The sequence below is a fragment of the Variovorax sp. J31P179 genome (genome assembly GCF_030316985.1).
Classification (GTDB): Bacteria; Pseudomonadota; Gammaproteobacteria; order Burkholderiales; family Burkholderiaceae_C; genus Variovorax; species Variovorax ginsengisoli_B.
The window spans coordinates 1-13,609 of the sequence record NZ_JASZYL010000005.1 but is presented as its reverse complement, the minus strand read 5'-3'; the positions used below and the strand labels follow the sequence as shown (position 1 = coordinate 13,609).

Below are 13,609 nucleotides of genomic sequence, written 5' to 3'. Positions count from 1 at the left end.
CCGTCGGCGAAATTTGGAGAACGACTGGCTACGTCGTCTCGCTGCTGCTTGGGGGGCCGAAGAGGTAGACAATGCTTGCAGCCCAGAAGCGTTCTGTCGGACCGGCGTTCACCCGCGCCTTTTTGAGGAGGCGATTAGGCATCACGTGCCGTTCCAGTTGGGCCAGTTCGTTCATCATCCACAACAGGACGCGCAGACGATAGTGGCTGGGTGACTCAAATAGCGTGTCGCGAGGTTGCGGGTCTCGCCGATTCAGGGTCCTGATACTGTTTCTGTTCATGCCGACTGCCGCGGCCGCCCGTTGGATAGTGAACTTGATCGGGCGACCTGATCTTGCGAATAGTTCAGTCATTGCCTTACTGATCGAAGCCCTGAGCACCGCGTCCCGAGCAAGAGGGCGCTGTTTGCTCTGCTCGTCGCGACGGTTCGCAAGGATGGCTTGCAACCACTCTCGATCTCGATAGCTTGCTCTCGCAGATGCTGCTCGACGCCTCTCTTCCGAAGAGGAACTGAGGATTTCTTTTCGGTCCTTGCGCACCGACGGCACTCGCCGACCCGCGCGAGGGCGCGGTCCGAGCTTCCCTTCTATCCATGCACGATCGGCCAACAAAAGAAACCAAAAAAGATACCGCGATCCGTGCTGGAGGCTGGTCCAGGTAACGCGTCCTCCGGAACGAATCTTTGCGAGCACGATATTGCGCGCCTGTGAGATGCTCTCGATTCTGCCGGTCGCTTTGCTCGGCGCGAGCGTTTCGGGTGCAGATTGGTTGATCGCCTTCTGTGCGGATTCGTGAGTGAATCCGAGAGCTACTAGGCAGGCGCAGAGAGTCGGCATGGTTGCCTCCCAGAGGTTTATTCGTCTCAATTCGGCTATCTCAGATCTGCGCCGCCAAGAACTGATCTGGGTTCCGAAGTTCTCACGGAGCATATCGATCGGAGTGAGGTTTCGTTCATGACAGACCATCGTAATAAACGCCGCGGCATCGCTTGCAAGTCTGGGTGCGAACGTCGAGTGCAGGCATTCCCGCTCAAAGAGCGCTAGCCTGAGGAAGGGCGAGAGGTCACCCAGCCGCTGCTCGCGGTGGCTCCGTAGGTCGTATCCACAGCTCTCGCAACGCTGCGGAAGATGGACTAGCTCCAACCTTGGGACGAGTACTTTCCTGCAGCCAGGACATTGATGGAGAAGTCTCGCGCCGTGTATGCAACAAACCAGCGAGCTTGGAAGCTGGTGACTTCGACGAAGAATCGGTACGCCCCTGGGGCTCTCCCAATCCTTGACAAGACACTCAGGGCAGATTCTGAGATGCAATCGTGTGTGCGATATCGCTAGGAGAAGAGATTGGTCCGTGGGCGGCCGCGACAGGATCCCGATATCTGACCTTGGGTGGGGATTTCTTCTATAGAAGCAAGCCCAGTAAGGCTTTGTGCTGAACCGCCGAACGAGGTCGTCAAGGCCGATCTCCAACGTTTCCGCTAGCGCGATCCAAGTCGGAGTCAAGTCGCTGACGTCCATGATCTGGGCCTCGCTGAGGTTTTTTGCGCACCCGAGCCACCTCAGAAACGCGAGCCTGGATCGCACGGCGTTCTCATTTGCTATGCGAGAAAAGTAGCTGCCCGCAAGTTCATCCGTATCCGACTCGGGCATCTGCGGGAAGGCTAGCATGCATCTACCCCGTCCTTTCAGGCTTGACGTCGTCGGCTGGCGGCGGCTGGTGCAGGCCGGCCAACTTCAGAGCCTTCCATTGCGGGAATGCGCCGTCATGATTGGCCAGACTCGCTGCGGCTCGGAAATAGCGAAGCTTCTGGAAGTCGCGAATGCTTTCCGAATTGATTCGGAGCGCTTCCTTGGTGCGCGGAAGGAGACACAAGTGGGCTCGTATCGAGCTCTGTGGCCCCGTCACCCGAATCAGCGCCGAAACGGATAGTCTGATCCTGGGTTCCCGGGCGCGCTCCTCCCCCGATACAGCGGCGATACGCCGCGCGTAACTCTCGTCGCGCTCTTCCCAGTCAATCCTGAAGCGCCGCACATTGCGGCTAGGTGGCGGCGGTGGATGTCCCGGTCCGACCGTAAGCCACTCGTGGTCGTGACGATAGAGCCACGCATAGGCCGCGCCGTCAATCATGCGGCGCTGCTTGACGGCCGACGACATCAGCCCCGTGTTTGTCCACCTCTTGCGATACACGCGAACCATCTCGGCACGGGGGAACCTCGCGCCTGCCGGAGGGTTTAGAACCATCGAAGAGCGAATCCGGTACACCGAGCTCGGGGAAAGATGCGCTTCCTGAGCAACTATCGCAGGAAGGGCTCCGGAGCCGAGTTGCCGCCGGACGAACGCGATCCGATCAGGTGTCAGTGTTTTGCGACGTTCCGCAATCGGAAGGCCGAGGGCGCGTCGGCGTTTGACTACCGTGGTCACAGAAACACCGAGTGCGGTCGCCGCCTTCCGACAACTTACGTTGCAGTCGCCGCTGTCAAGACGGGCGACAGGACCGGGGCCAAGCGGTCGCCTCGGCGGGTCATCGACGGCTTCAGCGGCGACAACGCCCGCGGCCGCCTGATAGGCGTCGAACGACCCGAAGAGAAGGTTGATGAGAACAATGTGCGTCGCCGGATGAGATAGCTTCTCCGGCCGGCCTCGAAGAAGCGCGTAGATCCATCTCAGGACAGTGCCCGTGCGCTCTGTGATTCGTCCTCCTAGGGCCCAGGTGTGGAAGCCGCGATTCGCTTCCACGACAAGTGATGAAAGCTCCGGCCACCTTATGCGTCCTGCGCCGTTGCAAAGCCCCATATCCCTCAGCTTTGCGAGATAGGTCGGGGTGCATTGGTCTCCCATGGGCTCTGATGATGAGCGCAGAACATCGTAGGACGTAACGGCGAAGTTGGTCAAAGGGCCGAGCGCCGAACGAGCAATCACAACGGGCGATCCGGACAACGGCGGAAGTCGAAGCGCGCTGCGTGCACTGTCCTTGCTTTGGATGAAATGCTCCACGAGCGGGGTGTGATGGACGGGGCAGATGACCACGCCCGGCAGTAAGTGGGAGCGGTGCCAGTAAAGGACGCCTTCGGCGTCCCAGGATAGCCGGTCGCATTCAACGCAAGAGCGAAAAGTCGTCGTGGCGGAGAACCGTTGAGCCACCAGCCCGAGCCAGGTTTTCAGTGAGCTTCCGGGCCCGTCCGTCGCGCGTCGAACCAACTCATTCCAACGCTCGGTGGGAATGAACGGACGATGGTACGGATACTGGGTCGCGTTTTCGATGACCTCGGCAACCGACGGGTAGGGGCTGACTTCGGGCCAGCGTTCCAACATCGCGATGAGCCTTGAAGGAAGATCCGCACTGGAGACGGCCTTTGAGTCTCCAAAGATGGCCCGCAAAAACCGTCCACTGGAACCCGCGCAGTTGTACGCGTTGACGCGGCCCAGGTAGCCATAGAGGGTCTCGTCATCCATATGCTGGGTCGCATAGGGCAGGGGGTTCGGCGAGTTCATGGTCGGTGGCTGTCAGAACGAAGGCTGGACTGTTGGGAGGCCTCCGGAATTGGGCGGCCTACGTCTTGACTTCGAACCTGGCTCTGTCTTGGCGCCGGGCTTCGCTATGGCTTTCCCCTTCGTCCTCGGCTTCGCCTTTGCCTTTGCCTTTGCCTTTGACTGCGTCGTGCGCGCCTTCGACTTCCGTGCAGCAGGCGGTCCTTCCGCTTCATCCAATTCTGGGAACTCAGGTTCATTTTCAGCGGTCTCCGGAGCTTCGTGTGCCCATCCGAGCTGATCCTGCAGCTCCAATAGACCGCTCTTGGGAACCAGGTCGTCGAACCTCTGCAGATCCTCGGCCTTTCCCGAAAGCAGCGCCTTGATCGCGGGCTTCAGGAGGATCATCTCTGTTTCAGCTACCCTTTGGAAAGAAAGCTCGTCGATGAACTCCCGGTCTCCGATCTCTTGTATCTGTGCAAACGTGAAGCTCATCGCAGTGAAAGCCGGGTTGCCGCCGCTGCAGTTGTGCCATGCATCGAGGATGTCTTCCGTGAGCGGACCAGGACGTCGCACAATCAGGTATCTCCACAGGGCGGTGGCTAGCGCGATCCATTGCGGATCGTTGCGACGCATGACAGGAAACTTGCTCGTACCGCCCGAGGCAAGCTTCCTGATGTTCCTTACGCTTTGGGCGATCACCGGTTCGAGCGCTGGAGTTGCAGATAGCATCAGCGAAACGCCGGCGATCTCAAGAATCTGACTAAGTAGATTGAGGACCATATCTGCCTGCTTCCCCTTAGCGGCCCTGAGGTGATGGACGTCATCGATGAAGATCAATCCAAGAGATACGGCATTGGCGACCTTGTGGATCAGGAGAGCCATCAATGCAATCGTGCGAACGGCCTTGGCTTCCTTTGCGTAATGGGTGTTTCCAAGGATTCTGTCGATCGTCTCGAAGAATTGAACGCAAAAGCTCAGCAGCGATGCGTCGTGCATCACCGCCATCGGGATGACGGGAATTTGCCTGCATCTGAACGGGTGTCCTCTATACTCCGCGTGCTCGATCACGTGGCAGTAAGGTGCAAAGATTCCTCCGCCGAGCGTCGTTTTTCCGCTTCCGGTAACGGCCATGATCAACTGGCCCTTCGCACTCGACTTGAAGGCCATCGCATCGAATGCATCTGGACCGTTCAGGGTCGCGATCATCGTGCGGCGTCGCTGACCTTCGACGGTAAATGGATTCCGGCACAAATATGCGTCACGGATACTGATCGTCGCGGCGGTAGCCGCACGGCGGTACTCGGCGAAGGCATAGATTAACGATCCAATCCGTGCCAGTTCGGCGATCCGGACCAGATCACCTTTCCTCCTGTCCGCCTCCGTGAACTCGGGCGGGTAGTACGCGATGCGGTCCAAGATCTCGTCCTTCGTCTCCTCCAACAATGGAAGTGCCTCTATGTAGGCGTTACCGTCATACTTTCGCACGCCTGTTGGTTTGTATTCGGCAGGGGTAGACTGATAGATAATCATGACGCTCTCCGGCTGCTTGTCCTGGCAATGATCTTGAGGCGCTCCGCCTTTTCTAGATCTCTCCAACTCGGCTTGGATGACTTCCCCCTCGAGGGATGCGGACTCTCGAGCTCGGCCGTTTCTCGGCCAGTCAAGGATTCCTTCATCTCGCGTGTCTGACTGCGTCGTCGCGCCTGGGTCTCCTCCCGACTCCCATGTCGCGCGGGATGCCGAGCAGGTGCGGTTCTCGTCGGCCGTGCTGAAACTCGTTCGATCTTGCTGTCGTTCTTGGCCGTCGCCCACAGCAACGCGCCTTGCTTATCCAGCGCCTCTACCTCCTCCTTCAGGACCCCTTTGGTCTGCTGTCTGTCGGCATCAACCATTCGCCACAGCGACCACTGTCCAGTCGTGGTAACGACGTAGATCTCATCCCAGAAGGTCTTGTCGTATCGAACCTCTACGCCTCTTGGCCGAGCTGTGGAGTTGCTAGCGAGAGCGAGTGCCTCTCGATCGACAGGCTGGTACATGCGCTTCTCAAACTTCAGTCGGCTCTTGGCGATCGATCCCCTTCCGACGGAAAGTAACATGCGCATCAGATCCTTCTCAGAGAGCGATGAGACGCGAGCACCGGTGATATGTTCGGACCCCCACAGATAGGCCTTGACAGGTATGGGCGGAACGCCGGCTTGGATCAATTGAAGATTGTCTTTAAGAGCCGTATGGGGCTTGTTGTTTTCTGCATCTACGACCTTTAGCACGCACCTGTAGACGTCTCGGAGGCAACTGGCGGCAGCCCTCCGAGCAGTTTTGGCCGTGCGCTTCGACTTGGGGTCTATAGGACGTTCGGCAAAGACACCACTCAAGCCGCTCCTGGCCATATTCCTCTTGAGTTCACGGATGGCCCGCTCAATCAATCTTGCGTTCGGAGTCAGCGGCGGCATGGTGAGAGACTCGATGCGCAGCTGCTCTACCGAGGCTTTCAGGTTAGCAATCGATTGAAAGTCGCTTCCCCTGTCATGCGCGATCGCGAAAGGTATGCGGCCGCGGGGCCAACGGATCTCATCAACCTCGATCCCCAGACATCGAAATCGCGCAATCCGGGGGGTGAATGCGAGGAGCAGGACATACTTGAGTTCTTCCCACGACGGCGCGCCCAGAGTAACGTACACGCTCATGATGAACCGACTCCATCGATCGATCATGAGGTAGATCCATGGCCGGTAGAGGAGAACGGGCTCGCCAGATGCATCTTTTCCGACGATGTCGACCCGTCCTCCGGTGGCGTCGATTTCGGAGATCTCACCGGGGCCGCTCGCGTGGACGGATGTCCCAGGGTCGTTCGCTGCCAATGCAGGAATGTTGTTTGACACTTCTTTCTCGTACGCGGCGTGTGCCTTGGCGTACATGGAGAACTGACGCTCAGTCACTGGCAACACGCACCGCTTGTTGATGTAGTCCTCGTAGGCTTCTGGATGCCGCTTCGCGAACTCACTCTTCATATATTCGTCGTGTGCGTAGACGAGATCCGACTTCTTCCGGGCGCACCTCTTGACGGCCTTGATCATGTCGTCCACGTCTGCCTCATCGACGACAAAAGTATTCTTGCCAAGCCGCGCTGTCAGTACCTCTTGGCGGCCCCGCCGTCGGGGCAGAGATTTGGCCTTCGTTCCGCGGGTTGTTCCCGTTCCAGGATCGGGACCAGAGACCAGCGGTGCCAGCCCCGCGGGAACCCTTCCGAAGTAGTAAAAGCGCAGCAGCATCCGACGCAACGTCGTGAAGCTCATCCCGAGCTCGTCAGCTCGTTTCTGAATCAGTGCCTTGAACTGAACGCGTTCTAGATTGCTTTCGACGTCGAACTTCCTAACGAGCGGCGCGATCCACCCTGACACGACGTCGATTGTCTGTTCAGGAACTTCCCGATGCCTGCTTCGTGGGTCCTCCGAACTGTTCGGGGTTGGGTGCGTTCGGTGCAACTCGCCAGGGAGCTCGATCTTGAAGAGCCCGGCCTTGCCAGCCTTCAAGTCTGCTTCGACATCACGTCGACTCAGATGATGTGGCTTCCTGGCGTTTCGCGCTCCGGAGGGAGTCGTATACGCCATCGCGTAGACGCTAGCCTTGAAGACTTGGGTGATGCGAAGGGGCGGCCCTGCGTCGCGGCCCTTGTACCGCACCAGCAGGCCTTCGGCGAGGGTGCTTGTGCCTGCAGGGATCAAGCCGTCTAGTTTCATGGCAGAAGGATCACGGAATGATCCAAGCTGACTGGGCGCCGAAGGTCCAGTTTGACCAGGTTGGACCAGGCGCAGTACCGGAACAGGCTTACTCCGTCACGTTGGCGACTTCTGCGCGCTGCCTTTTGGATGAGTTCTTCAAGAGGCGTTGCCATCTCGAAGCCGCATTGAAATGCTTCGGCAAAACGTTTCGCAGATTCTTCTCTCGGCGTGTATCGATCTACGAACCATTGACGGATGAATCGCAGACTGCTGAGGAGTTCCCGGGTAAAATGTTGGGTGTCTACGCTCGCCCAGTCGATGCCGACCTGCGAGCACCACTGATGCTCGACCTTGAGGCGCTGCACCGTTTCCGGGTCGGCCAAGTCGCTTGGCGTCTTGATGCTCCGCGCCAGAGGAGTGGTCTTTCGGCCATTGCGCCTGCTAATGACGAAGTCAATGGTAAATGGCCTTGGGGCCCTTCCATTATAGGGGTGTGACACCCCTAGCTGGGCACATAGGCGCATCGTGCTTTGGATGTCCAAGATTGGATACTGCTCCTGGATATCCGAGTTTTCGGGATTGCGTTCTTCCAACAGGAAGTAAGTTGCCTCTTTGGACGACAAGAAGTGATACGGTCGATCTATCCTGATCCCTTCGAAGTTCGAGCAAGTGCCTCGTGAACCGAAGTCGGGGACTTTGACCCACGGTACATATGCAGCGCCTTCGCCCAAGCCGATACCCTTGCGGATGGCGGCCTGCAAGTAGGGCGGATACAAAGAAGGATCGTGGGGCCAGTCCATAGCCGCACCCTGGGCGCGCCTTGCCTCGGAGGTTGAGCACAGTTAGCCGGTCGAACCTGCGGGACAAGTTCTCCCAGTGGAGCCGAGTTTGCCGGCCTCAGTCATGCGGTCCAACATCACTGCTGCAAGCCAGAGCCGTTCAGCTCGACGCAATGCAGCGGCCCGGACGGTGTGTGTCTCGGCGAACTCGCAGATCGAGTCGTCGGGTGCACCCTCACCGGGTCCATGGTCCTAGCTTAGCTCCCGAACTTCAAGTTTCAAGTGGATCGACGTGTCTTGCTGTTGTGACGCCTCCCCGAATTCCGGATTCTTCAGAACTAGACGTAAGGTGGTTTTTTTTCGACACCGCCCGTGAGGGCAGGAAGTAGAACTGATGAACAGATCGAGATTCAGCGAAGAACAGATCGCCTACCCTTTCCATCGGGTGCTCGAACCATCTCGCCGCAAGAGAGCCGCACGTCGCCCAAACGCGGACTTCCCCTTTCCAGCAAGTAGTCGCCAGCCCCCAATCAATGTGCGATTGAAAACTTTCCAGTCCTGAGGTGCCTTGATGGCACCGATCACCTCTTCGAACGAGACGGACTGACCCTGGATGGGTCCCGGTGTGATCTGGATAGGAAAAGCCGACACAGGTCCCGCAGCGACTCCAGTTCCCTCGGTCGTTGGCGAAGGTGGGTAGGGCTCAATGAGATCTCTTGGTTTTCGTCGCGGTAGTGCGCAGCGGCGAGTGGCTACCTAGCCCGGTCGTGGCGACGCCGATGGGCCAGACCGACCTGAGAACGACGATGAAGCACACGTGGGATTTTTCTTCAGAATGTTTCATCAACTGCTGCAGGATCGCCACGTGCGCCGCAGGGCCCGTACCAGAGGTTGCGCCAGCGCTCGAGCGCCCACACCGTGGCGCAGGCATAAAGCGCCACCGCGATGAACAGGCCCACGCGAATAGCGGAAGCGCTGTAGACGTCCTTGCCGCTGGCGCTGTCCTCGATGGCGGGGCCCAGCAAGATCAGCATAGTCACGAGGGCATTGCTCCAGAAGGATGGCGAAAACGATGTCGCCTTGAGGCCGAACAGTCGCGCACCAGCCCAGAGCGCGGCGGCGGCCATCCACAGCATCAGCATCCAAAGATTCGGACGCAGCGTCAGGCCGATCCAGAGAACCGCTGCCATTGCCGCGCCCATGAGCGTCGATCCCACCAGTTCCCGCCCGGCCGTGCGGGCGTTCGCCGAACTTGCCTGCTGACCCAGTGTCACCGTCTTGATGATGGCCGCGAGGTAGAAGCTCGGGTTGCTCAGGGCCAGTACGAACACGGGCATGACCACCAGCGTGGCGCGCAAGGCTGTCCAGTTCGCGGTTTCGGGACTGACGGGGGCCGGCGCCGGCTGCATAGGGGAGGGAAGCGGAGCATCCGGAAAGAGCGCGTGCGACATGCCGGCCACGAAGACTCCGGTACCGAGCCCCACCGCCAGGGCGACACTGAGGATCGAGACCAGGGCCTGATCCGCCACGCCCGCCACGGGAATAAGGGTGAAAGCGATCACCAGAATGATCGTCATCGGGCTGGCCCGGCGCGCGCCGGCGCAGAAGACGGCGTAAAGCAACACGCCCGTGAGCAATATGCCCGCGAGGGCATAGTGCTCGAGGATCGGCACCATGAGCACGCCGGCCAACAGCAATGCGCCGATGACGATGGCCAGCACTGCACCCTTGACGAAGGGGATCGGCGGCCCGGGCTTGCACAGCAGCAGCACCGTCATCACGCAGACAACGAAGGGTGCCGGCAGCGCCATCCCGTAAGCGATCAGAACGGCCAGGCCGAGGCCGATAGCCAAGCGCAGCACCGCCTTGTCAGCCCGGTTCATGGTCGCGGTCAGTAGAGGTAGGACAGGTAGCTCATCAGCCGGATGTAGAGGGACGCGAGCCAGTTCATGAAGGGATGGTCCCCGGTGTAGACCAAGACCTCGGCCTGGCCGCCGATCCGCACCCCACGCAATCGCTCGATCTCCGCCTGATCGAACTCGATCGCCACCGGGAAGCGCTGGGCCTGGCGCAGCCAGTCGCGACTGTTGTCGATCGTGGGGAGGGTGCCAGGCTGGGCCTGCTTGCCCGAGCCCACGCCGCTGCCCAAGCTGCGGACGCGCCCCTTCAGCACCTGACCCGGCATTACGTCGAGCACGATCGCTACGGGGTCGCCCGGGTTGATGTTGCCGAGATTGTTCTCGGTCATGTCGGCGCTGATCCAAAGGTCGTGCATGGCGATCAGGGTCATCGCGGGCGTCCCGGCCTGCGCGAACTGGCCGACGTCCGTGCGCAGGTCGGTCACGCGGCCGCGGGCCGGTGCGACCACGCTGGTGCGCTTTAGGTCGAGCTCGGCCTTCTCGATCGCCGAGCGGGCACTGATCAGTTGCGCGTTGTTCTCTCCGCTCTCGCCGGCTGCTTCCTGCGCGCGGCGCAGGTCGGCCTCGGCCGACTTTTCCTTTGCCTCGGCCTGAATCAGGCTGGCGCGCGCACTCTGTACGCGTCGGATGGAAATGGCGCCAGGATCCTCCTTGAAGATCTGCTCCAGCCGGGCAGCATCTTGGCGGGCATAGACATGGCCCGCCACGGCGGCCTGCAGGCCGGCACGGGCCGCCTCCACGCTCGATGTGGAGCCCGTGACCGAACGCCGCACCGTTTCGTAGTCCGAGCGGCTGCGTTGGAGCGCAATCCGATACTGGGTCGGATCGATGTCGAACAGGGGTGCGCCGCCTTGAACCTCGTCGTTGTTCTTCACGTGCACCTTCAGAACCTTGCCCGCCACCTCCGTCGCCACCGGCACCACGAAAGCCTGCACCCGGGCCTGGTTGCTGTACGGCGTCAGTCGGTCCGAGACGAAGTACCAGACCAGGCTGAGGAGGATCAGCGCCAGCACGACCACGGCACCAAGACGGGCCCCCTTGCCGGCTTCGGGCGGCGGTGGCGAGGCCGGCGCATCGGCGATCGGGGCAGGTGATGGCGCCGGCGAGGTGGGTTGTGAACTCATGGTCGGCGGGTTCCAGGAGAGGGGGAAATGGTGTCGGTGGCGGGCGCGGGCAGCGGGGCCGCCAGCAGGCTCTTCCAATCGCTGCGCTGGCCCATGGTCTCGCGGGTAGCGTCGTCCAGCACGGGCCGGCTGCGCGCCTCTTCCCAGCCACCGCCCATGGCCTTGTAGAGGGCGATCAGGCTCTGCGTCAGGCTGCCTTGGTTGGCCACGAGCAACTCCTGCTGGCTGAAGAAGGTCCGCTGTGAGTCGAGGACGCGCTGGAAGTCGGTCAGTCCTTCGCGATACTGGAGCGTCGCGATGTCGAGCGAGCGCCGCGCGGCCTTGACCGATTCCACGAGGAGCGCGATCTGCTCCTTCGTCCGGGCGAAGGAGACGGCCGCGTCGTCGACTTCGCGCGCCGCGCCCAGGATCACTCCCTGATACTGCTCGTAGATTTGCTGGAAACGCGCATCCTGGACCAGCACGGTGTCCGTAAGCCGGCCATGATCGAAGACGTTCCAGACCAGGCTCGGCCCGACGGCCCAGCTCAGGACATTGGGCGAGCCGCTCACGGACGTGGCCGACAGGCCCAGCGAACCTACCAGCGAGATCGCGGGATACAGGTCGGCGGCGCTCACCCCGATCAAGGCGGACTGGGCGGCCAGTTGCATCTCGACGGCCCGGACATCGGGCCGGCGGCGCAGCAGGTCAGCCGGCAGGTCCACGATGACCCCCAGTTCGGCTTGCGGGATGACATCCCGGCCGGCTTCCATCTCTGGCAGCGGACCGGGAGGACGGGCCAGCAATGTGCTCATCGCGTTCTGGGCCTGTCGCAGGACGATCTGCAGCTGAGGAATGGTGGCGAGCGTGCCCAGGTACTGGGCCCTGGCCTGCTGTACGTCGAGTTCAGAATCGCTGCCGCTCTTGAACAGCAGTTCCGTGATGTCCAGGCTGCGCTTCTGGAGCGCGGCGTTCTCGCGGGCGATCCGCAGGCGTGCCTCCGTGGTGCGAATCGAGGCGTACAGCCCCGCCACCTGCGCCGCCATCAGCACTTGCACGTCGTCGTATTGCGCGATGCTGGCAAAGTAGCCCGCGTCCGCGGCCTCGATGCTGCGCCTGAACTTGCCCCAGAAGTCGAGTTCCCAGCCGATGCGCGCACCGACGCCGAACGATGCAGCGCTGCTGTCCGGCCCGCCCGCCCGGCGCGTACCGACATTCAGCAGCTCGCCCGTGGCCTGCTGGACCTGGGGGTACAGCGTGCTGCCCGCAATGCCGAGCTGCGCCCGCGCTTCCATGATGCGCATGCCGGCAGTGCGCACGTTCGGGTTCACGCGCTGCGCCTCGGCGACGAGCTGGTCGAGCACGGGGTCGTTGAAGGTCCGCCACCAAGCCTGCAGTTGTCCGGCGCTTGTCGGCCGCGGGCCGTCGGCCACCGCCTCGAGGGAGCCGCCCTTCCAATCGGGAAGCCAGGGCACCGCGGGCCGCTGGAAATCGGGGCCCACGGTCGTGCAGGCTCCGAGCAGGAAAGCGCCCGTCAGTGCCAACCCCAACAGGCCGGACCTGCCCATCGACCGGCCGCTTGCGGCCTCAGTCGGCACGTCGCGGGGCGCTTTCCGGTTGCTCGGAATCCGGCGAGGTCGCGACCCACCACATGAAGATCTGGTAGCCGAGCGCCAACAGGGTCGCACCGACGAACATACCCACGATGCCGGCGCTGGCCAGTCCCCCCAGCGCACCCAACAGGATCACGGGCATCGGCGCATCCACACCACGGCCCAGCAGCAGCGGCTTCAGCACGTTGTCGAGCATCCCCGCCACGAACAGCAGCACGCTGAAAAGGACCGCCGACGCCGTGCCGTACTCGCCGCTCATCCAGATCCACGCGATCACCGGCAGGGTGACGATGACCGCGGGCGCCTGCGCGACGCCCAATACGAGCACGACCATGGCGAGCACGCCTGCGAACGGAACCCCGGCGACGATCATGACCAGGCCGACCACGATGGCCTGGATGAAGGCGACCCCGAGGACACCGAGCGCCACCGCGCGAATTGTGGCTGTCGAGAGTCTCGCGAACTCTTCACCGCGCAGCGGCCCCACGATGCGGGCGAAGATGCCCCGGGTGCTCGCGGTGCCCGACTGACCAAAGGCCATGATGATTCCGGCGATGATGAATGAGGCCAGGAACAGCAGCACCGTGCCGGCGATACCGGCCACCATCCCGAGTGCGTGACGGGCGAGATCTCCGATCTGCGGCTGCAACCGTCGGACGACGCTCGGAAGATCATTGTGGGCCTGCGACCAGAGGTCGTGAATCCGCTTGCCTACAACGGGCCACTCGGCCACGCTGGACGAGGGCGGAGGAATCCGCAGGGTGTCGTTGTGCAGGCTGGCGACGAAGTCATGGACCGAGTCGCCGGTGGACGCCAGCAGCACGCCTGTGGGTGCAACGACCAGCACGATGCCAGCGAGCACGAGCAATGTGGCCGCGAGTCCTTGTCTCCCCCCTAGGGAGATGCTGATCAATGAACGACGTCGTCGGATCTGAAGACATCACGACGCGATGGGTCGCGATTTCGGTCAACGTCGCGCCGTGAGGTCTGCCCGCCGGGCGTTTTGCGC

9 protein-coding genes are annotated in these 13,609 nt (G+C 61.6%); all 9 read right to left on the bottom strand.

Going from position 1 to position 13,609, the window contains the following annotated elements:
- Window positions 1-28: 28 nt before the first annotated feature.
- A complete protein-coding gene (locus QTI17_RS35225; RefSeq protein ID WP_503011058.1) occupies window positions 29-1,645 on the bottom strand; it encodes a TniQ family protein in 1,617 nt (538 codons plus the stop codon).
- A gap of 22 nt (window positions 1,646-1,667) precedes the next feature.
- Entirely contained in the window at window positions 1,668-3,488 is a 1,821-nt protein-coding gene (locus QTI17_RS13950) for a TnsD family Tn7-like transposition protein (RefSeq protein ID WP_286533843.1), read from the bottom strand.
- A 12-nt stretch (window positions 3,489-3,500) separates the two neighbouring features.
- Window positions 3,501-4,997, bottom strand: coding sequence for an ATP-binding protein (locus QTI17_RS13945; RefSeq protein WP_286533841.1), 1,497 nt, complete (start codon window positions 4,995-4,997; stop codon window positions 3,501-3,503).
- Window positions 4,994-7,204 carry a TnsB C-terminal domain-containing protein gene (locus QTI17_RS13940; protein ID WP_286533839.1) on the bottom strand — a complete coding sequence of 737 codons (2,211 nt, stop codon included), beginning with the start codon at window positions 7,202-7,204 and terminating at the stop codon, window positions 4,994-4,996. The genes QTI17_RS13945 and QTI17_RS13940 overlap by 4 nt, the downstream gene beginning before the upstream one ends.
- Entirely contained in the window at window positions 7,201-7,986 is a 786-nt protein-coding gene (locus QTI17_RS13935; RefSeq protein ID WP_286533838.1) for a TnsA endonuclease N-terminal domain-containing protein, read from the bottom strand. The genes QTI17_RS13940 and QTI17_RS13935 overlap by 4 nt, the downstream gene beginning before the upstream one ends.
- Window positions 7,987-8,795: 809 nt before the next feature.
- On the bottom strand, window positions 8,796-9,848 hold the full coding sequence (locus QTI17_RS13930) for a DUF2955 domain-containing protein (RefSeq protein WP_286533837.1): 1,053 nt from the start codon (window positions 9,846-9,848) through the stop codon (window positions 8,796-8,798).
- Between the two features lie 8 nt (window positions 9,849-9,856).
- Window positions 9,857-11,008, bottom strand: coding sequence for an HlyD family secretion protein (locus QTI17_RS13925; RefSeq protein WP_286533836.1), 1,152 nt, complete (start codon window positions 11,006-11,008; stop codon window positions 9,857-9,859).
- Window positions 11,005-12,555: an efflux transporter outer membrane subunit gene (locus tag QTI17_RS13920; protein WP_286533835.1), complete on the bottom strand. Its 1,551-nt coding sequence runs from the start codon at window positions 12,553-12,555 to the stop codon at window positions 11,005-11,007. Before QTI17_RS13920 ends, QTI17_RS13925 begins: the two co-directional genes overlap by 4 nt.
- A gap of 19 nt (window positions 12,556-12,574) precedes the next feature.
- On the bottom strand, window positions 12,575-13,513 hold the full coding sequence (locus QTI17_RS13915) for an AI-2E family transporter (protein WP_286533834.1): 939 nt from the start codon (window positions 13,511-13,513) through the stop codon (window positions 12,575-12,577).
- Between the last annotated feature and the right edge of the window lie 96 nt (window positions 13,514-13,609).

Bases quoted from the DNA above. Each gene is read 5' to 3' on its own strand.
- QTI17_RS35225 (WP_503011058.1), bottom strand. From the start codon at position 1,645: ATGCCCGAGTCGGATACGGATGAACTTGCGGGCAGCTACTTTTCTCGC.
- QTI17_RS13925 (WP_286533836.1), bottom strand. From the start codon at position 11,008: ATGAGTTCACAACCCACCTCGCCGGCGCCATCACCTGCCCCGATCGCC.
- QTI17_RS13945 (WP_286533841.1), bottom strand. From the start codon at position 4,997: ATGATTATCTATCAGTCTACCCCTGCCGAATACAAACCAACAGGCGTG.
- QTI17_RS13950 (WP_286533843.1), bottom strand. From the start codon at position 3,488: ATGAACTCGCCGAACCCCCTGCCCTATGCGACCCAGCATATGGATGAC.
- QTI17_RS13940 (WP_286533839.1), bottom strand. From the start codon at position 7,204: ATGAAACTAGACGGCTTGATCCCTGCAGGCACAAGCACCCTCGCCGAA.
- QTI17_RS13930 (WP_286533837.1), bottom strand. From the start codon at position 9,848: ATGAACCGGGCTGACAAGGCGGTGCTGCGCTTGGCTATCGGCCTCGGC.
- QTI17_RS13920 (WP_286533835.1), bottom strand. From the start codon at position 12,555: ATGGGCAGGTCCGGCCTGTTGGGGTTGGCACTGACGGGCGCTTTCCTG.
- QTI17_RS13935 (WP_286533838.1), bottom strand. From the start codon at position 7,986: ATGGACTGGCCCCACGATCCTTCTTTGTATCCGCCCTACTTGCAGGCC.